The following is a 25,888-nucleotide window of genomic DNA, read 5'->3' as shown; positions in this document are numbered from 1 at the left end:
TTATTTAGATCAATTAAAATTTATATTCGATCATAAAAGTTCCTCTCATTCCCAAAGCGTTTACAAACTCAGAATCTCTGGCATTCCACCAGGCAATTGCCGGCTGATAAGTGGTGTTGAAAAGGTTTTCTATTCCTAAAGAAAGCTTCCAGTTTTGGTTGATCTCATAATTTGATTTAAAATTAAAAATCGTGTATTCAGGAACTCTTCCTTCACCATAAGCATACAAACCTGTAGTTGGGTTTGGGCTGAATCTGTCTTGCTCAAAAGAATGAAGCATATCAAGACCTAAAGAAAGCGATTGGGTAGGTTTTACCTGAACGTAAGCCAAAATTTTTGGTGCTGCAATTCTGCTGTTGTTTACTTTTGCGGAATAGTCTCCATCGTCTTTAAGCGAAGTAATACCTTCTAACCAGCTGTAGCTTCCCCCGAAATTAATCCATCTTACAGGAGTGAAATGCAGGAAACCTTCAACACCGTAGACAACTTCCGGCGATCTTTGGATGGTAAACGCTCTGTCTGGTCCCTGAACAAAAGAAGCTCCTAATTTTGAAGTACTTACGTAAGAAGTTACTTCATAATTCAGCCAGTTAGAAATCTGTCCTGTAGCGCCTAATTCATAATTGTTGACGATAATTGGCTTGGCTTCTATCTGGGCAAGATTGCTTTGTGTGGAAGTTCTTAAAATTCTTCCGATTTCATTAATAGAATACGACTGAGAGAAACTTCCGAAAAGATTAATCTGATTATTGATATTATAACGAAGACCAATATTCCCCACCAAAGCGTTGTACTTTAAGTCTCCTCCGGTTACAAAAATACTTTGAGTGAAGGTTCCGTCGCTTTTTACTGAAGAAAGCGTATTAAAATCGCCCACATTTACCGTCATATTTTCGTATCTCAAGCCTCCTTTTATCGTTAATTTTTTCAGTAAATCAATTTTTAATAAAAGGAAAGGTGCGGTATTGATCATATCCATATCTGGAGTCCAGTAACGTCCATCTTCAAGCTTTTGTACGGTTTTATCGTTGAGTAAATCCAGACCATAGATTACTTCCGCCTGAGAATTATTGGCAGACCAAAGCTGGGTATCAAAATTGATTCTGGCTCCCATTTTTTTAGAAATAATATTCGATTGTCCGCCTCCCAAAAATGTGTCGCTATATCCGTAAACCGTTCTGAAATCCTGCATGTAAGCGTTAACATTCAAAGCAGTGGAACCCCAGAAAAGATTTTTGTTGTCGTAGTTTATTCTGTAATTATGATTTCGTGGAGTTCCTTGCGGAGTCGTTTCCAGACTTTTGCCTTCACCTTCACCAATAGTTGGTGTAACGCCGTATTTTCCAGTTTTTATACCTAAATTTAAATCAGATTTTGATGCATAACCCATGTAAGAAACCTCGATTCTCTGGTCGTCATTAATGTCGTAACCCAGCTTTAGCAATCCGTTATAATTATTCATCTGCGCTGTGCTGTAAGTAGGACTTAAAAATACGCCCTCTCCGTCTTTTGCATCACCCGTTCTTTCATACGCCAAAGAAGCGACATAATCGAATTTTTTGATTTTACCCGATAAAAGTTGGCTTGCTCTGAAGCCTAAAGTTCCGCCGTAAGGTTGCCCCGTAATACCTACCTGAGAAATTCCCGATATTTTTTTATCTGTTTTGTTTCTTTTAGTAATATAATTGATGATACCTCCATCTGCGCCGTTTCCGTAGATTGACGAAGCTCCTTTTATCACCTCAACTCTTTCTATAGCTGAAGGATCGATTGATCTGATGTCTCTTGCACCATTTCTTAACGGAGTAGACTGTGGAATGCCATCAATAAGTACCAAAACCTGTCGCCCTCTTAAAGTCTGCCCCGAATTGGAAGTCTGCCCCGAACTTGGTCCTAAACTTGGTACGGTATATTGAAGAATATTAGAAATGTCTGAATTAACAGTCAACTGCGACTGAATCTGTTTTTCGCTAACGATGGTAACAGAACTTGGGATTTCTTTGATGCTTTCCTTTTTTCGGGAAGCCGTAAGTACCACTTCATCTACATTTTTTACTTTTAAACTGTCTTTTTCCTGTGCAAAAACAGCAATTGTGCTAAGGCAAGCTACTGATAAAAGAGCCTTTTTCATAATGTTTTCTTTCCTTGTTTTTTACGTTTTCCCCACCATATCAAAAATCCGGTTACTGGTAATGAAGCGCATATCAATCCTGTTAAAAACCATAAGATTTTTCCGAAAATCCCGAAATATGAGCCAACATGAACGTCATAATTGGCATTGGCATATTTTTCTGCGTTTGTTAATTTCTGATGAGGTTTATTTGATAATAGTTTTCCCGAATATTTATCGTAGATGAGCTGGTTTCTTTCACTGAATCTACCGTTTTTACCATAAGCGGTAACGGGAATGTTTTCAAGCTCTTTTCCTTTTTTGTTTTTTCCATTTAAAGGAATTCTGAAGCTTGATGATTTTGAATATAATTTTTGAGTCTGAAGAATTGTAAGATCAAAAACCGAATTATTTTTTGCTAAAAGTGAATCTGGGGATTTAATTTCCTTTTCTTTTGGAAGTTCTGCCAAACCGGATAACGCAAAATTAAATGAATTTTTCACCCAAGAATACGCAAAATATAATCCTGAAAGACTTAATAATAAAGCAATAAATGAGGCATAAAATCCTAAGACATTGTGAAGATCGTAGTTTTTTCTTTTCCAGGATTTTACTTTTTTCCAGTCAAAAGAAAGCCTGCTTTTTCGTGCATTTTTATTTTTTGGCCACCAGAGAATAATTCCTGTAACGAGCATGATGATAAATAAAATAACCGGAATTCCGACTACATATTTCCCCCAGTCAGATTTTAAAAGTAAACTCCAGTGGATGGACTTCAGAATAGGGAAGAGGTCATATTTTTCGTTATAAATTCCTAAAATATTACCGTTGTACTGATTGACATAAATGAGTTTGTTGATTTTTACTTCATCAAAATAATTCCACGCTTTTTTGTCTTTTTCATAAAAAAGAAACTTGTAAGATTTATTTTTTCCTAATGAAATTTCAACCGAGCTTACCGGGAACTTCTCATTGAGTTCCAAAGTAATTTTTTCTTTTAAGACTTCAATAGACAGCGGTTTTTCACGTATTGTTTCAGCCTTTACATAAATGGCTTCTTTTCTAAGTTGATTCTGAATTTCATCTTTAAAAACATACATCGATCCTGATAATGAAACAATAAAAACGATGAGCCCTACAGATAAGCCAAACCACAAATGCAGTTTTGATGACCATTTTTTTATGAAAGAAGGTTTCTTTTTGTGGTGATGCTTTTTCTTCATAGTAAAAAGCTAACCTTTTGAGGGGTTAGCTTTTGATGTATTTTATATTAGAACTTGTAAGCAAATGTTCCTAAAAAGTTTGCCAACATTTGTGGGTTGGCAGTAGAATATCCTGTCCAGTAATGTTCGTTTGTAAAGTTATCAACTTTAACTCCGATTCTGAATTTTTTAGCATCATAAAACGCATTAGCATTCAAAACAAAATATTTTGGTAGAATGAAATCTCCTGTTACATTATTATCACTAGCATAATTTCCTCCAAATCCGAAACCAAGACCTTTTATTTTTCCGTCAACAAATTGGTAAGCTAAGTTGAAGTTAGCATTCCAAAAAGAACCTGCTGTTGTAGGTCTTAAATCTGTAGATTCATCTACGGTATCATTATAAGCCAAACCACCTACTAAAGAGAAACCTTTTACGAGATATGCATTAACTTCCAATTCAAAACCTTTGCTGAGTGTAGAAGCTGCTTGCTGTTGAACAGAAATAAAACCTGGGGCATATTCTCCAGTATATAACAATTGGTCTTTCACCTTGATGTTGTAGTAAGAAACCGTTGCATTTAATCTGTTTTTAAATAAACTTGCTTTAAAACCTCCTTCAAACTGATTCCCTCTTTCAGGATCTGATAAAGCCAATTCTCCTGCCGTATTATAGGTATAATATCCGTTAGACTTAAAAGAGTTCTGATAATTTCCGAAAACGGAGAATTTCTCGGCAATAATTTCGTAAACGATTCCTGCTTTTGGAGAAAACGCAGATTGATTATATGCAGAGTTTGGAGTAGGATTCGTATCTGATCCAACACTTCCACCCAAATAGTCGTTGTTTTCATAACGAAGTCCTGCCATAATGTGCAGTTTGGGAATTGGAGTAAACAAGTTGGAAATATATCCTGAATAAGTATTCTTATCACTCAAATAATTATAGGTAGAAACGTTTGCAGGATTAGCATAAAGTGCAGATAATGCGTCTGCATTCATATCTGAGTAATTACCTCCGGAAGCTGTTACATAAGGGAATAAAGGATTTGTATAAAAATCAAAATTAGAATTCAGGTACTTGTAACGCAATCTTTCCGTTGTTCTCATATAATCGAAACCAACAACCGTTCTGTTTTTCATTCCGTTTGAAAAATCATAATTAAAGTTGAAGTTTTGTTGAATCTGGAACCAAGATTTTTTACTACCGTTTGTAGATTGGTCTGCTCTTGCTACGTTGTAAGACGAAGATGCTGTATCGTATGCAATCGAAAAATATGGATTGTAACCATCTGAATAAGAATCAGAATTATTGATATAAGTATTTGAGGTGATGTTATTGCTGATTTTCCACTTTACGTTTCCGAAAATATTAGAATTTCTTGCGGTCATATACAAGTCGTTTCCGGTGTAAGATTCTTTATAATCTAAACCTGCTACTCTTTCCAAATCTTTCATATTATCAATTCCGTTTAAGGTTTTTGGTGAAAGGTAGAAGAAATAAGGATTTGCAGTAACCCGGTTTCTGAATAATTCATAGTCTACATTCAACTGAAGTTTATCGGAAACATTCCATGTCAAGCTAGGAGCGAATGTTGTATATTGGTTTTTAGCGTCTGTTTTTGTGAAGTTTCCTTCATTTGTATAAGCAGTATTTACACGGAAAAGTAAATCTTTTGTAATTGGAGCATTAATATCCGCAGTTGCTCTGTAGGTATTATAAGTTCCTGCAGAAGCTGAAACTGCACCAAAGAAATCTTGCTGGGTTTTTTTTGTAACTCTGTTAATAAGACCACCGTAAGAAGCTACATTACTTCCATAAAGCGTTCCTACTGGTCCCTTCAAAAACTCTAAAGTTTCAACATTAATTGCATCAATGGTAGAAGTAACCGGAGCAACCACACCGTTTCTTGTAGAAGCCTGAGAAGGGAATCCCCTCAAAACGAAAAATGAACCACCGTCTCCGGCTCTTCCTGTTGGATTCCACATTTTTTGTAAACCAGTTACGTTTCTGTATGCGTCGTCTACAGTAAAAATATTTTGATTTTCCAAAATTCCTTTATCGATAGAAGAATAAACTTGTGGATTTTCTATGAACTTCACCGGCATTTTGTTAGAAGATTCAGTATCGAGTTTTTTCACCATTCTATTGATGATAACTTCTTCTATATTTTTAGAATTTGCAGAATCTTTTTCCTGTGCAAAAGCAAATGCAGTTGCCAGTAATGAAGCAGAGATCAATAATTTATTCATTGTAATACCTAATTTTTTTGCAAATATATTCTTTTTAATTATTCTAAATAAATTACTTGATTGATATTTGTCATGTTTATTTAATAAGTATTGTTCTGTAAATAACAAAAAACCCGCTTCAAATGAGGCGGGTTTTGCGAAATTTATAATTTGTCTCTTATGCGGGAATTTCTCCTCTGTATAAGAATGAGATAATCTCTTTATTCATCTTGTCTACCATTTCGCTGAAAAGGTGGAAAGATTCCTGCTTGTAAATTACCAAAGGATCTTTTTGCTCGTAAACAGCTCCTTGAGAAGATCTTCTCAAATCATCCATTTCACGAAGGTGAAGTTTCCAGTTTTCATCAATGATTGATAAAGTGATGTTCTTTTCAAAATCATTAATCAAGCTGTCACATTGCGATTCGTAAGCTTCTTTAAGATCTGTAACGATGGTTAAAGTTTTTACACCGTCAGAAAAAGGAACTTGAATCATTTTAAACATAGAACCCTGATTCTGATATACATTCTCAATAATCGGGAACGATTTTTCTTTAAGCAAATTCAGCTTCATGTTATAATCGTCCTGAGCTGCTTTAAATAGAATATTGGTAAGTTCCGGAATTTGTTTCGATTTAAAATCATTTTCAGAAACCGGAGATTCCATTGTAAAGTTTTTAATTACTTCAAACTCGAAATCTTTATAATTTCCGGATGCTTTTCCTTTAGCTACAATAGAATTTGAAACATCAAAGATCATATTCGTAATATCGTACTTCAGGTGATCTCCAAACAAAGCATTCTTTCTTCTTTTGTAGATTACGTCACGTTGTTTATTCATTACGTCATCGTATTCCAAAAGTCTCTTTCTTGTTCCGAAGTTGTTTTCTTCTACTTTTTTCTGAGCTCTTTCAATAGATTTAGAGATCATAGAATGCTGAATTACTTCACCTTCTTTATGACCCATTCTGTCCATCATTTTAGCGATTCTTTCAGAACCGAATAAACGCATCAGGTTGTCTTCCAAAGAAACATAGAACTGCGAACTTCCAGGATCTCCCTGACGTCCCGCTCTACCTCTCAACTGTCTGTCAACACGTCTTGAATCGTGTCTTTCGGTTCCGATAATTGCTAAACCACCGGCTTCTTTTACTTCTTTAGAAAGCTTAATGTCGGTTCCACGACCCGCCATGTTGGTTGCAATGGTTACAACTCCTGGTTGACCTGCTCCTGCAACAATTTCTGCTTCTTTTTTGTGAAGTTTTGCATTCAACACTTGGTGCTGAATTTTTCTAAGCTGAAGTGCTTTTGAAAGCAATTGTGAAATTTCAACCGAAGTTGTACCCACCAATACAGGTCTTCCTGCAGAAGTTAGGTTTTCAATTTCTTCAATAACTGCATTGTATTTTTCTCTGTTGGTTTTGAAAACCAAATCTTGTCTGTCGTGTCTCTGAATAGGACGGTTGGTAGGAATTACCACCACATCTAATTTGTAGATCTGCCAAAGTTCACCCGCTTCAGTTTCTGCTGTACCTGTCATCCCCGCAAGTTTGTTATACATACGGAAATAATTCTGAAGAGTTACTGTAGCGAAAGTTTGCGTTGCCGCTTCGATTTTTACACTTTCTTTAGCTTCAATCGCCTGGTGTAAACCGTCTGAATAACGACGACCTTCCATGATACGGCCGGTCTGCTCGTCAACGATTTTTACCTCACCGTCAATGACCACATATTCATCATCTTTTTCGAATAATGTATACGCTTTCAATAACTGGCTCATTGTGTGAACACGCTCAGATTTTTCAGCAAATTCAGAGAACAATTTTTCTTTAGCTTCAAATTCTTCTTCTTTAGATAAATTTTTAGCTTCAACTTCAGCAATTTCAGTTCCGATATCCGGAAGAACGAAAAAGTTGGCATCAGAATTTCCTTGAGACATGTATTCAACACCTTTGTCTGTAAGATCAACCTGATTATTTTTTTCTTCGATTACGAAGTAAAGATCTTTGTCTACAATCGGCATGTCACGGTTGTTATCCTGCATGTATTGTGCTTCAGTTTTTTGAAGCAATGCACGGTTTCCGCTTTCCGATAAGAATTTAATTAATTGTCTGTTTTTAGGAAGACCTCTGTAAGCCTGAAGTAATTTGAATCCTCCTTCTTTCGTATTTCCTGCAGCGATTAATTTTTTAGCTTCATTAAAAATGGCAGAAACAGTTTTTTTCTGAACTTCAACGATTCTGTCGATAGAAGGTTTTAGTACATCAAACTCCTGTCTGTCACCTTGAGGAACAGGTCCTGAAATAATTAACGGCGTTCTTGCATCATCTACCAATACAGAGTCTACCTCATCCACAATAGCAAAGTTTAATTCTCTCTGCACCAATTCTGTAGGCGAAGTTACCATGTTGTCTCTCAGGTAATCGAAACCAAATTCGTTGTTGGTTCCGTAAGTAATGTCTGAGTTGTATGCATTTCTTCTTCCGTCAGAATTCGGTTGGTGATTATCGATACAGTCGATAGACATTCCGTGGAACTGGTATAATGGCCCCATCCAAGCCGAGTCTCTTTTCGCCAGATAATCATTCACGGTTACAACGTGAACTCCTCTTTCAGGAAGTGAATTTAAATAAATAGGAAGCGTTCCCACCAAAGTTTTACCTTCTCCGGTTGCCATTTCGGCAATTTTTCCGCTGTGAAGAATTACACCACCAATGAACTGTACATCATAATGTACCATGTCCCAAACTACAGGTGTTCCGGCTGCGTTCCATGAGTTTTTCCAAACTGCCTGATTTCCCTGGATCTCAATAAAATCTTTTCCGGCAGCGGCAAGTTCTCTGTCCCAATCTGTTGCGGTTACACGAATTTCTCCGTTCTGAGCCCATCTTCTTGATGTTTCTTTGATCAAGGCGAAAGCTTCCGGCAAAATTTGCAAAAGTACTTTTTCTTCAATTTCGTAAGAATCTTTTTTCAAAGCTTCTATTTTAGAAAAAAGCGCTTCTTTCTCATCAACATTGGTAGAGTTTTTTATCTGCTCTTTAATTTGTTCTATCTGCGCTGTGATGCTGCTTGTCGCTTCTTTTATTTTAGATTTGAACTCGGCAGTTTTTTCTCTCAAACCATCGTCAGATAATTCTCCGATGCTTGGTTCAACAGCTTTGATTTTTGTTACAACTTTTTTTACTTCCTTTAGGTCCTGCGCTTTTTTGTCTCCCAAAAACCCTTTAAGAACTTTATTTAAAAAACTCATAGAATTTGATTTAAGCTCAAAGCTTATTGCTTTAAGCATATTAAAATTACACGTTTAGGTGTGTATTGTATATTTAAAAAAGCTTTAAGTAACCACCTAAAGCTCAGTGCTTTTTATTAATATTCGTCTTCGTTCCAAAGATAATCTTCATCTGTTGGATAGTCGCTCCATATTTCGTCGATAGCATCATAAATTTCTCCTTCATCTTCGATAGCCTGAAGGTTTTCTACAACTTCCATTGGTGCACCAGTTCTGATTGCGTAGTCGATAAGTTCTGCTTTTGTCATCGGCCAAGGTGCGTCGCTTAGATATGAAGCTAATTCTAATGTCCAGTACATAATTTATTATTTTTTTGCAAAAGTATAAAAATAGGTTATATTATAAACTTTTTTTATGACTTGATTTTCAATTCTTTTATTAAATTTTGTCTATAATTTACTGCAGATGGCTTTATAAGCACAGTCACAGCAGATTGATGTCATTTTCTCAAAAACCATTCCACAAATTTTTTTGTGCCATTTTGGAAGTTTGTGGCGGGATTATAACCTATTAAATTTTTAGCTTTTGTAATGTCTGCGCTGGTTTTCTGCACATCACCGGGTTGTAGTGGCAGAATTTTTCTGATGGCAGTTTTATTGAGATTCTTTTCAATTTCTGACAACATTTCAGATAATGTGACAACCTCGCTTTCACCTAAATTGATAATTTCATATACATCTGAATTTTTCTCCAGATAATCGATTGATTTTAAGATGCCGTCAATAATATCGTCAATGTAAGTATAATCTCTTGCTGTATTTCCGTCGCCGTAGAAAGGGATTTCTTTGTTTTCCGAAATAAGTTTTGTGAATTTATGAATGGCAAGATCTGGTCTTTGTCTCGGTCCGTAAACGGTAAAAAACCTCAGCTGAATCATGTCTATCTTGTATAAACTGTGGTAAACATGTCCTAAAATTTCGCCGCTTTTTTTTGTCGCTGCATACGGTGAAATGGGCTGATCTACATTGTCGGTTTCAGAAAATGGTGTTTTTTCATTATTTCCGTAAACACTTGATGATGAGGCGCAGATTATTTTTTTAATATTGAATTGATTGCACAGTTCCCAGAGATTCATTGTTCCGCGTACATTCACCTCTTCGTATTCCAGAGGTTTTTCAATGGAAGGTCGTACTCCAGCAAGAGCAGCCAAATGGATGATGAGATCAATCTGATGAGACCGGAATATTTTTTCTAAACCATTCTGATCTCTGATATCCTGGAAATATAAGGTATAATGTTCTGATTTTGAAATAGAAATTAGGTTTTGAATATCTTTCTCTTTTTCAGAAAAATTAAATTCAATGTTTTTTTCTAAAGATTCTAAAGTATTTTTAATTTTTATCTTATAATCATAAAAATCATCAAAATTGTCAATGTTTATGACAGAATGTCCTTCTTTCAATAATTTTTCTATTAAATGAGAACCAATAAAACCGCTTCCACCTGTTACGAGATATGTCATCTGAGTGTTTTAGTTACACAAAAGTATAAATTTAAGAATTTCTTTCTTTTAATAAATAGATAATATTTAAAGACTTGGCTAAATAATATTTAATTACAATTTAAAAAGCATTCAAAAACCATGATGTCAATATTTCATGTTTTTGTACTTTTACTTTTAAATTATTTAACATGCAATTTCAGGGGCAAATTTTAAAAATGACAAGTTTCAACGATCAGCCGATCCAATATTATCTCAATCTTTCAGATCTTATCCATATGAATGAGCTGTTTGGTAAAGAATTAACCATTAAACATACGGGTTTTCAGTGTGTAAACTGTGGATTGGATAAAACCGTCTACAGAATGGGCTTTTGCAAAAGCTGTTTTTTCGAAAGTCCTTATGCAAGTGATACGATCATTCGTCCGGAGCTTTCTACAGCACATCTGGGAATTGGTGAAAGAGATCTGGAAATAGAAAGACAAATCCAATTGCAGCCGCATACCGTATATTTAGCTTATACAGGCGATGTGAAAGTGGGCGTTACAAGAAATACTCAAATTCCGACGCGTTGGATCGATCAGGGCGCAACATTTGCTTTGCCAATTGCGAGAACAGAAAACCGATACGAAGCCGGAATGATAGAAGTTGCCCTGAAAGAACATCTTCCCGATAAAACCAACTGGAGAAAGATGCTGCAGGATGATTTTGAAGACGAAGTTGATCTGGCAGATTTTCAGCAGAAAATAAGAGAATATTTTCCTGATGATTTCCAGAAATTTTATTCTGAAGGTGAAGAAATGTGGAAATTCGATTATCCGTTCTCAAAACCTGAAAAAATTGCTTCCATTTCTTTAGATAAAAAACCTGAATTTAGCGCAGTGCTGAATGGTATTAAAGGTCAATATCTGAGTTTTGAAGGCGGAAATTTTATGAATGTAAGAGCACATGAAGGTTATGTAATTGAGCTGGCTGTGAAAAATTAATTTAAAAATGTAAAATCATGAAGAAACCTTGGGTTAAAAAGCTTTTAATAAGTCTCGGAATTTTATTTGGAATCGTCTTGATCGCCAATTTCGGACTTAATATCTGGCTCAAAACCCAGCTTCCTGGTTATATCAAAAAAAATACAGATTACAAAGTTTCTTACCAATCTCTGGATGTAGATTTAGGAACAGGAAATATTTTGGCGACCGGAATCACCGTCAACAATAAAAATCCCAATAATACTGATGTAATCGGGCTTCAGGGAACAATCGATACTTTAAAGATCAGCCGTTTCGGAATTTATGATGCATTGTTTAATAAAACCATAAGCTCTTCAGATTTACTGCTCTCAAAGCCGAATCTCAATATTATTCTGGCAAAACCTGTCGATAAAAAAACCGGGAAGAAGACAAACCCGGTCAATTTTGAAAATATCAGGATCAATAAAGGAACAATTAATATTTTTAAACATACAAAACAGAAGTTTGTAGGCGTCGATCAGCTTGATTTATATGTAGAAAATCTGCAGATGACCGAAGAATCTGTTGAAAATAAACTTCCTGTGGTTTTTGATCGCTACAGTATTCGCGGGAAAGATTTTTTCTTTCAGCCGGACGATATTTATACTTTAAAAATCTATAAGATCACCACAACAAACGGGCAGATGTCGGTTGAAAACTTCCAGCTTACACCGCTAATTTCATTTGAACAGTTTAAAAAATCTTATCCTAAAAAAACACAGATGTATCAATTTAGCATTCCTAAAATGAATTTTAAGGATGTTGTCCTGAAGAAAAATAAAGCTTCATTGGCTAATGCAGATTTTCAAAAACCTTTTGTGAAAGTTTATACAACCGGAGTTTCTGCAATTAAAAAGGCAGAAAAAAAACAAAATTTTGAGCTTAATTTAGATGATGTTCAACTGAGTAATGCTAAAATCCAGATCATAAAACCCAATGAAACCGATTTGTTTTTTGCTGAAGACCTGAGTGTAAATATCAATAAGCTGGAGTTTACAAAAGAAAGCTCTAAGGAAGTTATTCCTGTGCTTTACAAAGATTTTAAAATTGCAGGAAGAGGAATTTATTATAATGACAAACAAAATATTTCCGTTGGAAGTTTTCATCTCAATCCTAAAGGCGGGCAAATAAGAAATGTTGTTGCCAAACCTACAAATTCGCCGGGAATGGCAATGGATTTTAAAACCAGTCTGATACAATTTAATATCAATGATTTTAAATTTGTTGATAAAAAATTAAATCTCGACATTAAAGATGTTTTGTTTGACAGGATTGATGGTAAAATTACAGCCGGGAAAGTTATTCCGAAGAAAAAAGCTGCCGTAACGGGAATTCAGTTTCCGATTGTAGTGAGAAAAATCTCAGTTAAAAATTCAAATATTACTTACGAAAGCAAAAACCAGCCTCTAACTTTTAACGATCTCAATGCAACGGTCAATCAACTGGAATTGATAGAAAATTCCGCAAAAAACGGAATTGCAGTAAAGGTGAAAGATTATGCGCTCTCCACAAAGAATTTTGCCTACAAAACAAAGTTCTACAAAATGGATGGGACAGCTTTAGCTTTAAATAAGAATAAAATTGAGATCAATCAGTTTGCAATGACGCCTTTGGTTTCAAGGTCGCAGTTTATCAGAATGATTCCTGTGGAAAGTGATTTGTATGATATTAAAGTAAAACAGATTTCTGCTCAGGGAAATTGGGATCTTTTTTCTGAAAACAAATCGATCATGGCAACAAATGTTATCATAAATTCTGCAGATGCCAATATTTTCAGGTCTAAAATTCCTGCAGATGATCCGAAAATAAAACCGTTGTATTCGAGAATGTTGAGATCGATCAAAATCCCGATGTATGTTGCCAATCTTCATCTGAAAAATTCTCTTTTAGAATACGAAGAAGATACACCCAAAAGCAGCGGTCCCGGAAAACTGACTTTCAGCAACTTTAACATGAATGTTCAAAACCTGAATTCTGCAAAGATGAAAGGAAAACCTACACAGGTAAAAATTAAAATCAACACAACGTTTATGGAATCTTCGCCACTTTCGGTAAACTGGGGATTCAATACGGCAGATCAGGGTGATCATTTTACTATTGCCGGAAACCTGGATAATATTCCTGCAACAGCTCTGAATGCTTTTGTAGTTCCTTACATGAGCATTTCTGCAACAGGTACGATTCAGCAGATGCTTTTTAATTTTAAAGGGAACCCGAAAGGAATTGGTGGAACATTTAATATAAAACATAAAGATCTGAAAATTTCTATTTTAGACAAAAAAAGCAAGGAGAAGAAAGGTTTTTTAAGCGCTGTTGCCAATGTCTTTATTAAAACAGATTCTGATAAGTTTCCCGAGTCTGTAATTGTAGAAGATGTAGAAAGAGATCCTACAAAATCTTTCTTTAATATGTTCTGGAAAGGTGTGGAAGACGGTCTAAAGAAAACATTGATCGGGATAAATGTCGATAAAACGAAAAAGACCGTTGAAGGAGCTGTAAATACTGTGAAAGATGTAAAAAGCGGAGTACAGGATGTGAAAAAATCTGTAAAGCAGGCAAAAGAAGATATTTCGAAAGAGCTTGCTTCACCAACGACCAAGAACACGCCAACAGAGCAAAAAAAGCCTGAAAAGACAAAAGAAAAGAAAGGTCTGTTCAAAAAAATATTCAAGAAAAAAGAAACTCCCAAAACTGAATGATTTCGGGAGTTTGTATGTGTAGATTGACGATTCCAATTTAATATTCGTCGCTTTCCTGAATCGGGATTTCTCGTATGAAATTATCAAACTCGGGACCCGGGTAATTGCTGTCTGCGCCGTAAGAATCAATAATAATTCCGAAATTTTTATCATCTGCCTGTACGACATATAAAACGACATTATCTGCAGGATTGCTGTCGCCTTCGAAGCGATAGGTTTTAAGAATGGTCAATTCGTGCGGCAGATAATTTTTTTCCGAATTTTCATACTTCATTTCGCATGCCTCATTCATTCTGAATTCTTTGTGAATACCTCTTTTTCTAAGTGTTTCCATTACCTGGCTCAAGGTGGTCATTCTGTCAATGTTGTCGGGATTTTCCATAATAATATTTTTATAAGATACTACAATTATTAAACCATAATTTAGTAAGTTTACTTTAATTCAGATTTAACAAAAACAGGGCATAGATTAACAAAATTTGTTATTACATAACTGTAAAAAGGTACACTATTTGATATAACACAATACAAAATCGTAAAAAACATGAAAAAAGAAGTAGGAGTTTTACTGGCAGGAGGAGTAGGTCTTTTGGCAGTGCTAAGTTTTTTAAGCGTAAAGAAAATTTTRGGTAAAAAAAGTAAAAAATATAACGATTACTATTCAGATTATCACAGACACTTTGATAAAAAAAATGTTGAAGACGATCATGGTATCGAGTTTTATGCATTAAAGTAAAGAAGAAATAAGTAGTAAATAGAGATAGATTTTAAAAAAAAATCCGGCATCCTAAATTAGTATGCTGGATTTTTTTTGTGGAAAACTTTAGTGTTAAAACTTATTATTTTCATCATAAAGGTTTATAATTTTACATCAGAAATGCAGAACGAAAATATCATAAAAGGACAAGGTGCTCAGCGAAATGTAATCAACCGTTTCGACAGATATACTTTTGAGCCTGAAGATGAAGATTTCGAACTGATCAAAACCTCTTTCACCGAAGTGTTTCCCAAAACGATTGTAAATCAGGTGAAAAGCGAAGATCTGCCGATGGAATATTCCATGAATCCTTATCAGGGTTGCGAGCACGGCTGCTCTTACTGCTTTGCAAGACCAACGCATGAATATTGGGGTTACAGCGCCGGAATCGATTTTGAAAGAAAAATTATGGTTAAGAAAAATGCTCCGGAATTATTAGAAAAATTTTTCAGAAAAAGAGGCTACAAACCCGCACCAATTTTGATGTCCGGAAACACCGATTGTTATCAGCCCGCCGAAAGACAATTTGAAATTACCAGGCAATTACTGCAGGTTTGTCTCGCTTACAGGCATCCCGTAAATGTTCTTACAAAAAATGCACTCGTTCTCCGTGATCTCGATATTCTGAAACCGATGGCAGAACAGAATTTGGTTTCTGTTTCTTTAAGTATTCCTACAATCAATGAAGATTTGCGCAGGAAAATGGAACCCAGAACAAGTACGGCAAACAATARGCTCAAAGCAATAGAAATACTTTCTGAAAATAAAATTCCTGTTAACGTAATGGTCGCACCCATTATTCCGGGGTTGAACAGCGATGAGCCTTTGACGATTTTAAAAGCAATTTCTGATGTGGGAGCTCACAGTTTCGGCTATACTTTAGTGAGATTAAATGACACTGTAGAACCTGTTTTTGTAAAATGGATCGAAGCTGCTTTTCCGGACAGAGCACAAAAGGTTTTAAATTTAATACGTTCGATGCGTGGTGGAAAACTGGGTGACAAAAGAATATTTGAAAGACAAAAAGGCGAAGGAAACATTGCAGAAATGATTCATAATACTTTCAAAATCGGAAGAAAAAAATTTTTTGACGGGAAAGAATTTCCCAAGCTTTCCACCGAAGGTTTTACCGGTACGAAAGAACAGCAATTGAGATTGTTTTAAGAAAATTCTTTCACTAGCAACTAGCAACTAAAAACTAGTATTATCCGATCAATTCTTTTGCCTGGGTTAATGCGGCTTCGGTAATTTTACTTCCGGAAAGAAGCTGCGCAATTTCGTTCAGCTTTTCATCGTCGTTGAGAGGGATGATGGTTGACTGCGTTTTTCCGTTGATATCCTGTTTCACTACTTTATAATTGTTATTTCCTTTTGCGGCAACCTGCGCCAAGTGAGAAATTACGATAAGCTGCATGTCTTCAGACATTTCGCGCATCAGATTTCCTATTTCTTCGGCTACTTTTCCTGAAACTCCGGTGTCGATTTCGTCTAGAATTAAGGTTGGAAGCTCATCACTTTCTGCAATAATTTTTTTCACGGCAAGCATTACACGCGATCTTTCACCTCCTGAAATAGCTGTCTGAATAGGCTTTAAAGGAAATCCTGAATTGGCCTGAAATAATAACTGAATATTTTCTTTTCCGAATTGGTTGAATTCTGAAGCATCCGTAATTTCAATATCAACTTTTGCTTTTTCAAGTCCAAGTTTTTTAAGTAAATCTTCAGCTTTTTTAATGAAAACCGGAATGCTTTTTTTTCTGTTCTTTGAAAGTTTCTGGCCTAAAGATTCCAGGGCTTTTTCTTTTTTAGAAATATTTTCAAGAATTTGTTCGATGTAAGCTTCAATTTCGACCGTTCCTCTTTGTTCGCCCGAAAGCTGATCTCTGATTTCTTTTAAATCTTCGATATCAGAAACATTATGTTTAAGAAACAGCGTATTTATTTTATTATTGAACTCTAAAAGCTGGGCTAAAGTTTCGGGATTTATTTCAATTCTATCAGCTTCATCCTCCAGCTCTGAAAGAATATCTTTAATTTCTACAAAAGAAGTTTCAAACCTTTCATTAAGCTCTGCAAAACTGGTGGAAACTTCGGCAATTTTAGAAAGTTTAGTTTTTGCTTCATTAAAAAAGGAAAGAATTCCTATTTCTTCCTGATGAAATCTGGATAAAAGCTGACCTAAATTTTCTGAGATCATTCCGGCATTTTCCTGTACGGAAAGCTGGTTTTGCAAATCTTCATAATTTACATCATCCATTTTCAAATCTTCCAGCTCGCTCAAAAGAAATTGTTTGTAATCGCTTTCTTTGGTATTTTCTGAAAGCTGCGTCTGAAACTTTTTAAGCTGCGTTTTTAAAGTCTGAAACTCATAAAAATCCTGCTGATAATCTTCGATCAGTTTTTTGTTTTCTGAAAGCCCGTCAATGATTTTAAACTGATATTCTGAAGTAAAAAGATTGGAGGTTTCAAATTGGGAATGAATGTCGATCAACTGAGAAGTCAGTTCTTTCAGGATATCTAAAGTCACAGGAACATCATTGATAAAAGCTCGTGATTTTCCTGAAGGTAAAATTTCACGCCTGATAATCGTCTGATGCTCATAATCGAGATCATTTTCGATGAAGAATTTTTTAAACTGGTTATTCAGCTCAAATTCTGTTTCAACAATGCTTTTTTCTTCTGTTTTTGAAATTGATTTGATGTCTGCTCTTTCGCCCAAAATCAATCGAAGCGCACCGAGAATAATCGATTTACCCGCACCTGTTTCACCGGTAATTACCTGTAAACCGTTTTTTAAGGATACTTCGAGAGCATCAATAAGCGCAAAATTTTTAATGTAAATTCTTGAAAGCATAGATCAGAAACAGATTACGTTTGTTACTGCAAATATAAAATTTAGAAATCAGAATTCAAGAATTATGCCTGTTACTTCCACTTATTCCACTTAGAATCTGTGTTTTTTGGAGAGAAAATAATCATTTGCTGCTTCAAAGTACCGATGTTTACCGCACCGTTGTTTCCGGAACTGAAAATATTGAATATTTCATCGGCCTTATTATCGATAAAAAGATTGAAAAAATAATTCTGCTGGAAAGAGTTTTCGTAAGTTTTCAGCTGCATTAAAGCATCAAAGATAATCTTCTTAGACTGCGTCTGATCCTGATTGAATAAACCGTCTAGACCGGCTCTGTGATAAGTGTAAATCGTAGAACGCAATTGGCTCATATTCGGATTAAGAATTTCTCCGATCAGAATAGAACGGCTTCTCGGCTCGTTGATCTGATTCCAGCCTTCGTAATTTCTGTTTTGAGAATTTTGCGCAATCTGCTGAGCTTTTGAAAACCACTGAGTTCCGCCCATCGACTGAAAACTGTCTGCATCGTAACCCAAAATCAGGTAAACATAAAAGCTGATCACATCAATCAGGTTTTTCCCTGAAAACTGTCTTTCGTTGAAGATAAGATTTTCATTTTCGGCATATTCGAAACCAAATCTGTTGTCTTTAAGATTCAAAAGAGGAGATTCGTAGGAGCTGTTGAACACAGGACGAACCGCCTGAATAACTATTGCTCCTTTATATCTGTTTCCGTCTCGTTCACTGAGAACAATCGCAAAATTTGATTTTATTTTTTCGAAATTCTGAAGCTTTTTACCGGTCCAGCTAGTATTGTTGATAAAATCTCTAAGGCTTTTTTCTAAAGCTTTATAAACCTGGGTGTTACTTCCGCCTAAGCTCTGGGAATTTACCTGAACGGTAGCCAGAATTTCCTGAGAAAAACCGAAATTGAAGACAATCAGAAAAAAGAGGATGATTATTTTTTTCATTTGACAGATTAAAAATTGAAAACGGAAATTTATAACATTTATTTTAAATACTGAGCTTCAATGCAATCGAGAATATCTTTGGCGACATTTTCTTTTGATTTTAAATCAAATTCCATTTTCTCTGTTTTGGTAAATACTTTTATTTTGTTGGTATCATTTTTAAAACCTGCACCTTCGTCACGCAGCGAGTTCAGGACAATCATATCCAGATTTTTCTTTGCCAGTTTTCCCTTCGCATTTTCTTCTTCATTCTGAGTTTCCAAAGCAAATCCTACCAAAAACTGGTGCGATTTTTTTTCGCCCATTGTTTTAAGAATGTCCGGATTTTTGATTAATTCAATAGAAAAAGTATCTTCATTTTTTTTAATTTTTTCTGAAGCGATTATTTTCGGAGCATAGTCTGCAACTGCGGCACTTGCAATTCCGATATCGATCTTGTCATAATATTCAAAAACCTTATCGAGCATTTCTTTTGCTGAGGTAATTCGATGTAAATCAATATTTTCGTGTTTGGATTTTAAAGAACTTGGTCCTGAAATCAGAATCACTTTCGCTCCTCTTTTAGCTGATTCTTCGGCCAAAGAAAAGCCCATTTTTCCTGAAGAATGATTTCCTATAAAACGAACGGGATCAATGGCTTCATAGGTTGGTCCGGCTGTAATTAAAACCGTTTTTCCTTCTAAAGATTTTTTTTGATCAGAATTAAAAAACTCTTCAATGTTTTTTACAATCGTTTCCGGTTCTGCCATTCTTCCTTGTCCGATTAAGCCACTTGCCAATTCTCCGCTTTCCGCGGGAATTACAGTGTGACCAAATTCTTCGGCAAGTTTCAGATTATTTTTGGTTGAAGGATGTTGGTACATATCCAGATCCATCGCAGGAGCGATAAAAACCGGGCATTTTGCCGACATATACGTTGCGATCAAAAGATTGTCGCAAATGCCGTGGATCATTTTTGCCAAAGTGTTTGCTGTACAAGGCGCAACAATCATCAGATCTGCCCAAAGTGCCATTTCAACATGACTGTTCCATGTTCCGTTATCACTGTAAAATTCTGTATAAACAGGATTTTTTGAAAGCGTTGAAAGACTGAGTTTGGTTACAAAATGTTCTGCATCTGGAGACATAATTACCTGAACTTCGGCGCCTTTTTTTACCAAGTCTCTGATGAGGAAATGTATTTTGTACGCAGCTATTCCGCCAGAAACGGCAATGAGAATCTTTTTCCCGGAAATACTCATGTAAATTTTTTTAAAGTACTAATTTACTTATTTTTTCTTAGAAGCTCTTTTGAATTAAATATTTTGATTGAATATTCGAAACCATTAAATAATTTAAGAAGTTCAGCTTTTTTTAAGAAAAATCAAATAGATTTTTAAAAAGTAAAACAGCTAAAAAAGCGCTCAACTTCATATTCTAACTCCTTCATACAATCTTAATGGTTCAATAAAAAACTTTATCTTATACATCAAAACAGCAAAGGTCATAAAAGAACCGAATCTTCTATGACCTTAGATTTATAAAAATAAAATTTATTATTTTCTGTCTTCAGTTTTTCTGAAATACACATCGTCTTCAAGCCATTCCTGGATTGCGATAGATGTTGGTTTCGGAAGCTTTTCGTAGTGTTTTGAAATTTCAATCTGCTCTCTGTTTTCAAAAACTTCTTCCAAAGTAGAGTTGTGAACAGCAAATTCGTCTAATTTATTGTGTAATTCAGTACGGATTTCTGCATTGATCTGCTCTGCTCTTTTCCCCATGATCACAATAGCTTCATAGATTGAGCCTACTTTATCTTCAATCTTATCTTTATCGTAAGTAATCGTATTTACTTCTGCTTTTGTATCTTTTACGCTCATTTTGAGAAAATTATTTTATTTATAAGGTGGCAAATTTACGAATTATCTTTGGATTTTGAAAGTGGCTGCAGGTGGAGGTGTCTGTAACGCTGCACTGTCCCTCTGCATCTGCATTGCTTTCTTCTCGTTAGAGATTTGATCTTTTATTTGCTGTTCTGTTTTAGTCTGTTCTGCAAGCTTATCTGCAATCTTTTTCTGTTTTGCGGTAAGTATTGCAATTTTTTCGTCCATCTGCTTTTTAGCGACAACAAAATCCTTTTTCTCTTTTTCAAGTTTTTGTCTTAAGTCTAAAGCGGTTTTAGAATATTCTGTATTTGGAAGCTCTTTTTCAACCTGTCTGGTAAAAGCTAAAGCACTTTCTATACGCTCGTCTTTTAATTCGTAGGTTGAGCCTACAGCCAAAGAATAACGCGCCTTCATTATATAATCGTAGATTTTCGGACGAAGCTTGGTGCTTGGAAAATCATTCAACACGTTTTCGAAAGTCGTTACAGTAGCTTTGTAATCTGCCATTTTGTAATATTGCTTAGCATTTTCGTAAGCTTTAAATTCCAGTTTATAAGAAAGCTCATCAATCATGGTATTGATGTTTTTTGATCTTTCAGAATTTGGATAGGTGTTTAAAAACTCCTGAAGCTCATTGATTGCCAATTCTGTACTCGACTGATCTAAGTTATAATCCATAGAACCGTTGTAGTAGCACAATGCAGACATGTATGCCGCTTCTTCTTTTCTGTTATCCTGCGGAAAGCTTACCGAAAAGTTTTTAAACTGATTTCCGGCCAGTCTGTAGTTTTTATCATAATAATTGGCATAAGCAGAATTGAATACCACATTGGGTGCATCATCTGTACCTGCAACCAGATTGGGAAGCCTGTCGTAAAGCGCCAATGCATTTTTCCACTTCTTTTTAGCAAAATTTTCGTTTGCAGCTTTAAGAATAAAGTTTTTGTCTGCACTTCTCAACGCTTTTTCCTGCTGACTTTTACAAGATGCCAAAACAGCAATAGCGAAAATACCTAAAATATACTTTTTCATATAAAATGTAACAGTTTTCGGGTTTACCGAACTATTAATTTGCAAAAATAGAACTTTTTTGCTAAAAGATTTTTTTTTATGATTATTTAACGTAAAATTAGTCTGCTGCGTATCCCAAAACAGCAAAAACATTCATTAAGAGATTCATTCTCACCTTTTTTTCGGCTTCTTTTGCGTATGATTCTTCATCTTTATGGGGTACATACAGTTCATAGAAATTTTTATTTCGGATAACAAATAAAGTAGAACCTATAATTGTGGTAAGAATATCTTCCGGTTTTGGCGTAAATGTAAAAACCCCAGATGTTACCCCTTTTTTAATTACTTCATCCAATTTTCTTACAAAAAGCTGGTAAAAATCGAGCAGCTCATCTTTAAGATTCTCGGTATGACGAAGTTCCTGAGTGACAAAACCATGAAAATAATTGTATCTGAAAAGCTGACTCACAATATATTTGATCATTTCTTTCATCTGCATTTCAGGTCTGCCGTCCTTAATGGTGTCTGCAAATTCGGAGAAATTTTCTCTGGTTTTCAGAACCCGATACTGATAAAGATAAGACATCATTTTTTCTTTAGAACCGAAATAATACGAAATCATTGCGACATTAATATTGGCTTTTGTGCAAATATCTCGTACAGATGTTCCCTCATATCCTTTCTTAGCGATGAGTTCTTCGGCAATATCAAGAATGTGAATTTGCTTCTCAGAAAATTTTTTTCCCATGAGTAGGTTTTTAGTAAAGTTAAGATATTTTTAACATATCTGTAAACAGATGTTTAATAATTTTCAGTCTTACAGTAATTGTAGTATTTTTGAATATGGATTTTTTTGATTTTCATCATCATAAGAAATATAAAAGTAACGGAATCTATAATCTGGATATTGAGCAGATTCCGGCCGATTTTCCTTATTCTATTGGAATTCATCCGAAAGATATTAATGAAGAAAATATTGAAAGGCAATTTGGTTGGTTGAAATCTAATTTTACTGAAAATTGTTTTGCAATCGGTGAATGCGGTCTTGACGGATTGGTTTCTGTAGAACAAAAAATTCAGGAAGAAGTTTTCAAAAAGCAAATTGATATCGCAAATGACTTTAAAAAACCTTTAATTATTCATTGCGTAAAAAAATTCTACGAAGTGATTTCTTTCAGGAAAATAGCAAATCAGCCAATGATTATTCATGGGTTTAATAAAAAACAAAGTGTCGCCGATGATTTGCTTAAAAATAAATTTTATTTGAGTTTTGGAAAACCTGTTTTGTATAATCTATCTTTGCAGAACGTTTTGAAGACAACTCCTTTAGATAAAATATTTCTGGAAACCGATAATGAAGATTTTAATATCGAAGAATTATATATAAAAGTTTCAGAATTAAAAGGGATTTCTTTAGAAAGACTTAACGAACGGATTTTAGAAAATTTAGAAACGATTCAACATGGATAAAGTTTGGCTTGAAAGAACAGAATTACTGATAAAAGAAGAAGGCGTCGAAAAATTAAACAAAGCCGCAGTTCTGGTTGTAGGTTTAGGTGGAGTAGGTTCTTTTGCTGCCGAGTTTTTAGCAAGAGCGGGTGTCGGAAGAATGACGATTGTAGATGGTGATACTGTAGATATTACGAATATTAACAGACAGCTTGCTGCTTTGCATTCTACCGTTGGAAAGCACAAAGTAGATGTTGTTGCCGAAAGATTAATGGATATTAATCCGAATCTTGAACTGGTAAAAATCAATGAATTTTTAAGCCCTGAAAGAATGGCAGAAGTTCTTGATGCAGGAAGTTTTAATTACGTGCTTGATTGTATTGACAGTGTTAGTCCGAAAACTTCGTTAATTATTGCTGCAAAGCGCAGAAAAATAAGAATCGTAAGCTCAATGGGAGCGGGCGGAAAATCTGATCCTTCTAAAGTTATAGTTCGAGACATCAGCAAAACGCAACATTGCCATCTTGCAAGGCAAATCAGGAAAAGACTGAAAAAAGAAAAAATAGATAAAGGAATCCGTTGTGTTTTTTCAGATGAAATTCAGGACGAAGAAAGCTTAAAAATGACCGACGGAAGCAATTTTAAAAGATCTTTCTACGGAACTATAAGTTTTCTTCCTGCCATTTTCGGATTGTACGCAGCCGCAGAAGTTATCAATCATCTTGTGAAAAAAGATTAATGTCTGATTTTAAATACCCAACCAAAGAAAAACTTAAAAAAGATAATGAGATCACTTTACTTTTTGCCAAAGGTAAGTGGAAAAGTTGTGGGAATCTGCGCATTATTATTCTTAAAAATCATCCTGATCTACAAGCCGAAAACGTAAAACTAGGAGTTTCGGTTTCTAAAAGATATTTTAAAAAAGCAGTGTACAGAAATCGTGTGAAAAGGCTTTTGCGAGAATGTTACCGTTTAAATAAAGATCTTTTTAAAGAAAGTTTTGGTGAAAAGACGATTGCGATGTTGTTCTGGATTTCAAATGAGTTGCCTGAAAAATTTCAGGATGTTGAAGAGGAGTTTATTAAACTTTGTAACGCTCAGAAAAAGTCTTAGTAAGGTTTAATATAATTTATTGTTTCTTATAAATGTTGCGCTCCGGAGGAGCGCAATCTTTTTTTTAATATTTTTTACAAAGGTTCGGCTCTTCGGAGCCGAACCTCATTCATTCTCATACAAACATCAAACTTAAAAATTTGAATAATAAGTGTTTATATTTTTTGTAGCTTTAAGCAAACAATTGATGACTTATGCTAGACCAAATTCCCTATTTTCCGTATGTTTTGAGTGCTTTTATTGGCATCGGGCTTGCTGCAGCAACCGGTTTTAGAGTTTTCTTGCCTATGTTTGCGGTGAGTTTAGCATCTTATTTTCAATGGATTCCCACTCATGAAAGTTTTGAATGGCTTTCTGGTCTTCCAGCGCTGATTACGACAGGAATTGCCACTTTAGCGGAAATTTTAGCTTATTATATTCCGATTGTAGATCATTTGCTTGATACGGTTTCTGTTCCGATGGCAACGATTGCTGGTTCTGTACTTTTTGCAAGTCAGTTTGCTGATTTGGGAGTATTTCCACAGTGGGGATTGGCTTTAATTGCAGGAGGAGGAATGGCAGCAACAATCAGTTCCGGATTTGCAGGAATTCGAGCAGCTTCTACAGCGACAACAGGCGGTTTAGGAAATCCCATCGTAGGAACTACGGAAACTGCAGGAGCAGGAATTATGGCAACTTTAGCAATGGTTGCTCCGATAATTGCTGCTTTTCTGGCAATTGTAACGATAGTTGTTATTGTAATTTTAGGGAGAAAAGCATTGCGGAAATTAAGAAAGCGAAAAGAAGTTTTTAATAATTAAAATTTAAGCTATATTTTGTCTTTGTTTTTCGAAAATAAGTGAAACGCCTTTGTTTAACTTAATTTCAATATATTATCAATAATCTTCGTTTTTCTTTGCGCTTAACCAAAGATTAAATTATTTAATTTCAAAAGTATCCCGATCATTCAAAAACTGAAAATGATTTCTGAAATCTTTAAGTTCATCTAAATTTAATTCGGCTGAAATCAAATTGCCTTTTTTCTGAGAAATTTCTTTACCGTCAGCAAAAAAACAATGAGAACTTTCCTGGTAAAAAAGATCATTTCCATCGGTTCCGATTCTGTTTAAGCCAAAAACATACGATAGATTTTCAATTGCGCGAGCTTTCAATAAATGTTCCCATGCTCCGACTCTCTTTTCAGGCCAGTTGGCAACATATAAAATAGCATCATAATCATCATTATTTCTCGCAAAAACAGGAAATCTCAAGTCATAACAAACCTGCAACAGAAAACGAATTCCAAGATATTCTACAATTACTCTCTCTTTTCCGGGTGTATAGATTTTATCTTCGCCTGAAAAGGAAAATAAATGTCTTTTATCGTAAAATGTCACCTCAGAATTAGGTTTCACAAAATACATTCTGTTAAAAAACTGATCACCCACTTTTATAGAAGCACTTCCTGAGAATGCTGTATTTTTATCTTTTGAAATTTTCTTTAAAAACTCCAACGATTCTTCATTTTTATCTGAAACTTCAGCAGCATCCATACAAAAGCCTGTAGAAAACATTTCCGGGAGAAGAAATAAATCTGCCTCTTGATTTTGTAGCTGTTTTTCAATCAATTGAAAGTTTTCTGTTTTATTTTTCCAGATAATATCCTGATTTAATCCTGTAATTTTCATATTTCAAATTCAAAACTTGTATAAAAATACAGCTTTTAAATGGTTTCGGTTTTATATTTGCTGCAAATTGTCATTAGTAATAATTTAAAATTAAAAATCTATGAAGAAATTGGTTTTTATGTTGATGGTTTTTGTCGGAATGGCAGTTAGCGCACAAGCTTATACCGGAAAAGGGGATCAGAAAGTTAATTTAGGATTCAATGCATGGGGTTACGG

At 34.9% G+C, this 25,888-nt stretch carries 22 protein-coding genes; 8 read left to right on the top strand and 14 right to left on the bottom strand.

All coding sequences use genetic code 11. The features are described 5' to 3' along the window. Positions 1–13: 13 nt before the first annotated feature. The 6 genes from AB4Y90_RS02865 to AB4Y90_RS02840 form a co-directional block, all read right to left on the bottom strand. Positions 14–2,131 (bottom strand): TonB-dependent receptor, encoded by a 2,118-nt coding sequence (locus tag AB4Y90_RS02865; RefSeq protein ID WP_441555818.1) that lies wholly within the window; start codon positions 2,129–2,131, stop codon positions 14–16. Next, positions 2,128–3,333, bottom strand: a complete 1,206-nt coding sequence (locus tag AB4Y90_RS02860; protein WP_441555817.1) for a PepSY-associated TM helix domain-containing protein — start codon at positions 3,331–3,333, stop codon at positions 2,128–2,130. Before AB4Y90_RS02860 ends, AB4Y90_RS02865 begins: the two co-directional genes overlap by 4 nt. A 47-nt stretch (positions 3,334–3,380) precedes the next feature. Beyond that, positions 3,381–5,567, bottom strand: coding sequence for a TonB-dependent siderophore receptor (locus AB4Y90_RS02855; protein ID WP_441555816.1), 2,187 nt, complete (start codon positions 5,565–5,567; stop codon positions 3,381–3,383). Between the two features lie 157 nt (positions 5,568–5,724). Then, on the bottom strand, positions 5,725–8,799 hold the full coding sequence (secA, locus tag AB4Y90_RS02850; RefSeq protein ID WP_441555815.1) for a preprotein translocase subunit SecA: 3,075 nt from the start codon (positions 8,797–8,799) through the stop codon (positions 5,725–5,727). 116 nt (positions 8,800–8,915) lie between these two features. Further along, entirely contained in the window at positions 8,916–9,137 is a 222-nt protein-coding gene (locus tag AB4Y90_RS02845) for a DUF2795 domain-containing protein (RefSeq protein ID WP_027382805.1), read from the bottom strand. A 140-nt stretch (positions 9,138–9,277) separates the two neighbouring features. Further along, a complete protein-coding gene (locus AB4Y90_RS02840; protein ID WP_441555813.1) occupies positions 9,278–10,300 on the bottom strand; it encodes a GDP-mannose 4,6-dehydratase in 1,023 nt (340 codons plus the stop codon). A 170-nt stretch (positions 10,301–10,470) separates the two neighbouring features. Here AB4Y90_RS02840 and AB4Y90_RS02835 point away from each other — a divergent pair, with 170 nt between their 5' ends. After that, positions 10,471–11,265, top strand: coding sequence for a DUF2797 domain-containing protein (locus AB4Y90_RS02835; protein WP_441555812.1), 795 nt, complete (start codon positions 10,471–10,473; stop codon positions 11,263–11,265). 17 nt (positions 11,266–11,282) lie between these two features. Further along, a complete protein-coding gene (locus AB4Y90_RS02830) occupies positions 11,283–13,985 on the top strand; it encodes a hypothetical protein (protein ID WP_441555811.1) in 2,703 nt (900 codons plus the stop codon). 37 nt (positions 13,986–14,022) lie between these two features. Here the strand turns inward: AB4Y90_RS02830 and AB4Y90_RS02825 are convergent, their stop codons facing one another. Then, the gene (locus AB4Y90_RS02825; protein ID WP_441555810.1) at positions 14,023–14,367 is read right to left on the bottom strand and encodes a hypothetical protein; all 345 of its coding nucleotides are present in this window, start codon (positions 14,365–14,367) and stop codon (positions 14,023–14,025) included. 162 nt (positions 14,368–14,529) lie between these two features. Here AB4Y90_RS02825 and AB4Y90_RS02820 point away from each other — a divergent pair, with 162 nt between their 5' ends. Together AB4Y90_RS02820 and AB4Y90_RS02815 are read left to right on the top strand one after the other, a co-directional pair. Beyond that, positions 14,530–14,721: a hypothetical protein gene (locus AB4Y90_RS02820; protein ID WP_441555809.1), complete on the top strand. Its 192-nt coding sequence runs from the start codon at positions 14,530–14,532 to the stop codon at positions 14,719–14,721. Positions 14,722–14,862: 141 nt separating this feature from the next. Then, positions 14,863–15,906, top strand: a complete 1,044-nt coding sequence (locus AB4Y90_RS02815; protein WP_441555808.1) for a PA0069 family radical SAM protein — start codon at positions 14,863–14,865, stop codon at positions 15,904–15,906. Positions 15,907–15,946: 40 nt separating this feature from the next. On the opposite strand, the gene AB4Y90_RS02810 is transcribed toward AB4Y90_RS02815, so the two are convergent. The 6 genes from AB4Y90_RS02810 to AB4Y90_RS02785 form a co-directional block, all read right to left on the bottom strand. After that, positions 15,947–17,596, bottom strand: coding sequence for a DNA repair protein RecN (locus AB4Y90_RS02810; RefSeq protein ID WP_441555807.1), 1,650 nt, complete (start codon positions 17,594–17,596; stop codon positions 15,947–15,949). 71 nt (positions 17,597–17,667) lie between these two features. Beyond that, positions 17,668–18,567 carry a DUF4835 family protein gene (locus AB4Y90_RS02805; RefSeq protein ID WP_441555806.1) on the bottom strand — a complete coding sequence of 300 codons (900 nt, stop codon included), beginning with the start codon at positions 18,565–18,567 and terminating at the stop codon, positions 17,668–17,670. A gap of 38 nt (positions 18,568–18,605) precedes the next feature. After that, the gene (gene coaBC, locus AB4Y90_RS02800; RefSeq protein WP_441555804.1) at positions 18,606–19,808 is read right to left on the bottom strand and encodes a bifunctional phosphopantothenoylcysteine decarboxylase/phosphopantothenate--cysteine ligase CoaBC; all 1,203 of its coding nucleotides are present in this window, start codon (positions 19,806–19,808) and stop codon (positions 18,606–18,608) included. A 294-nt stretch (positions 19,809–20,102) separates the two neighbouring features. Beyond that, a complete protein-coding gene (locus tag AB4Y90_RS02795) occupies positions 20,103–20,426 on the bottom strand; it encodes a DNA-directed RNA polymerase subunit omega (RefSeq protein ID WP_408089235.1) in 324 nt (107 codons plus the stop codon). A gap of 42 nt (positions 20,427–20,468) precedes the next feature. Further along, positions 20,469–21,464, bottom strand: coding sequence for an outer membrane protein assembly factor BamD (locus tag AB4Y90_RS02790; protein WP_441555803.1), 996 nt, complete (start codon positions 21,462–21,464; stop codon positions 20,469–20,471). A 97-nt stretch (positions 21,465–21,561) separates the two neighbouring features. Then, a complete protein-coding gene (locus tag AB4Y90_RS02785; protein WP_441555801.1) occupies positions 21,562–22,191 on the bottom strand; it encodes a TetR/AcrR family transcriptional regulator in 630 nt (209 codons plus the stop codon). A gap of 95 nt (positions 22,192–22,286) precedes the next feature. On the opposite strand from AB4Y90_RS02785, the gene AB4Y90_RS02780 reads away from it, so the two are divergent. From AB4Y90_RS02780 to AB4Y90_RS02765, 4 genes are all read left to right on the top strand, one after another. Then, positions 22,287–22,913: a TatD family hydrolase gene (locus AB4Y90_RS02780; RefSeq protein ID WP_441555800.1), complete on the top strand. Its 627-nt coding sequence runs from the start codon at positions 22,287–22,289 to the stop codon at positions 22,911–22,913. Next, entirely contained in the window at positions 22,906–23,631 is a 726-nt protein-coding gene (locus tag AB4Y90_RS02775) for a tRNA threonylcarbamoyladenosine dehydratase (protein WP_441555798.1), read from the top strand. Before AB4Y90_RS02780 ends, AB4Y90_RS02775 begins: the two co-directional genes overlap by 8 nt. Next, a complete protein-coding gene (gene rnpA, locus AB4Y90_RS02770; RefSeq protein ID WP_441555796.1) occupies positions 23,631–24,005 on the top strand; it encodes a ribonuclease P protein component in 375 nt (124 codons plus the stop codon). Before AB4Y90_RS02775 ends, rnpA begins: the two co-directional genes overlap by 1 nt. 194 nt (positions 24,006–24,199) lie before the next feature. Beyond that, positions 24,200–24,805, top strand: coding sequence for a DUF4126 domain-containing protein (locus AB4Y90_RS02765; RefSeq protein ID WP_441555794.1), 606 nt, complete (start codon positions 24,200–24,202; stop codon positions 24,803–24,805). Positions 24,806–24,922: 117 nt separating this feature from the next. Here AB4Y90_RS02765 and AB4Y90_RS02760 read toward each other — a convergent pair whose 3' ends face one another. Then, complete coding sequence (locus tag AB4Y90_RS02760) at positions 24,923–25,672, bottom strand: nitrilase-related carbon-nitrogen hydrolase (protein ID WP_441555792.1); 750 nt, start codon at positions 25,670–25,672, stop codon at positions 24,923–24,925. Between the last annotated feature and the right edge of the window lie 216 nt (positions 25,673–25,888).

The sequence above is a fragment of the Chryseobacterium sp. 2TAF14 genome (assembly GCF_052115105.1).
GTDB lineage: Bacteria > Bacteroidota > Bacteroidia > Flavobacteriales > Weeksellaceae > Chryseobacterium.
This window is presented reverse-complemented; position numbering and strand designations above follow the sequence as displayed.

Excerpts from the sequence above, each read along its gene's own strand:
- AB4Y90_RS02865 (WP_441555818.1), bottom strand. The coding sequence starts at position 2,131 with ATGAAAAAGGCTCTTTTATCAGTAGCTTGCCTTAGCACAATTGCTGTT.
- AB4Y90_RS02860 (WP_441555817.1), bottom strand. The coding sequence starts at position 3,333 with ATGAAGAAAAAGCATCACCACAAAAAGAAACCTTCTTTCATAAAAAAA.
- AB4Y90_RS02855 (WP_441555816.1), bottom strand. The coding sequence starts at position 5,567 with ATGAATAAATTATTGATCTCTGCTTCATTACTGGCAACTGCATTTGCT.
- secA (WP_441555815.1), bottom strand. The coding sequence starts at position 8,799 with ATGAGTTTTTTAAATAAAGTTCTTAAAGGGTTTTTGGGAGACAAAAAA.
- AB4Y90_RS02845 (WP_027382805.1), bottom strand. The coding sequence starts at position 9,137 with ATGTACTGGACATTAGAATTAGCTTCATATCTAAGCGACGCACCTTGG.
- AB4Y90_RS02840 (WP_441555813.1), bottom strand. The coding sequence starts at position 10,300 with ATGACATATCTCGTAACAGGTGGAAGCGGTTTTATTGGTTCTCATTTA.
- AB4Y90_RS02835 (WP_441555812.1), top strand. The coding sequence starts at position 10,471 with ATGCAATTTCAGGGGCAAATTTTAAAAATGACAAGTTTCAACGATCAG.
- AB4Y90_RS02830 (WP_441555811.1), top strand. The coding sequence starts at position 11,283 with ATGAAGAAACCTTGGGTTAAAAAGCTTTTAATAAGTCTCGGAATTTTA.
- AB4Y90_RS02825 (WP_441555810.1), bottom strand. The coding sequence starts at position 14,367 with ATGGAAAATCCCGACAACATTGACAGAATGACCACCTTGAGCCAGGTA.
- AB4Y90_RS02810 (WP_441555807.1), bottom strand. The coding sequence starts at position 17,596 with ATGCTTTCAAGAATTTACATTAAAAATTTTGCGCTTATTGATGCTCTC.
- AB4Y90_RS02805 (WP_441555806.1), bottom strand. The coding sequence starts at position 18,567 with ATGAAAAAAATAATCATCCTCTTTTTTCTGATTGTCTTCAATTTCGGT.
- coaBC (WP_441555804.1), bottom strand. The coding sequence starts at position 19,808 with ATGAGTATTTCCGGGAAAAAGATTCTCATTGCCGTTTCTGGCGGAATA.
- AB4Y90_RS02795 (WP_408089235.1), bottom strand. The coding sequence starts at position 20,426 with ATGAGCGTAAAAGATACAAAAGCAGAAGTAAATACGATTACTTACGAT.
- AB4Y90_RS02790 (WP_441555803.1), bottom strand. The coding sequence starts at position 21,464 with ATGAAAAAGTATATTTTAGGTATTTTCGCTATTGCTGTTTTGGCATCT.
- AB4Y90_RS02785 (WP_441555801.1), bottom strand. The coding sequence starts at position 22,191 with ATGGGAAAAAAATTTTCTGAGAAGCAAATTCACATTCTTGATATTGCC.
- AB4Y90_RS02780 (WP_441555800.1), top strand. The coding sequence starts at position 22,287 with ATGGATTTTTTTGATTTTCATCATCATAAGAAATATAAAAGTAACGGA.
- AB4Y90_RS02775 (WP_441555798.1), top strand. The coding sequence starts at position 22,906 with ATGGATAAAGTTTGGCTTGAAAGAACAGAATTACTGATAAAAGAAGAA.
- rnpA (WP_441555796.1), top strand. The coding sequence starts at position 23,631 with ATGTCTGATTTTAAATACCCAACCAAAGAAAAACTTAAAAAAGATAAT.
- AB4Y90_RS02765 (WP_441555794.1), top strand. The coding sequence starts at position 24,200 with ATGCTAGACCAAATTCCCTATTTTCCGTATGTTTTGAGTGCTTTTATT.
- AB4Y90_RS02760 (WP_441555792.1), bottom strand. The coding sequence starts at position 25,672 with ATGAAAATTACAGGATTAAATCAGGATATTATCTGGAAAAATAAAACA.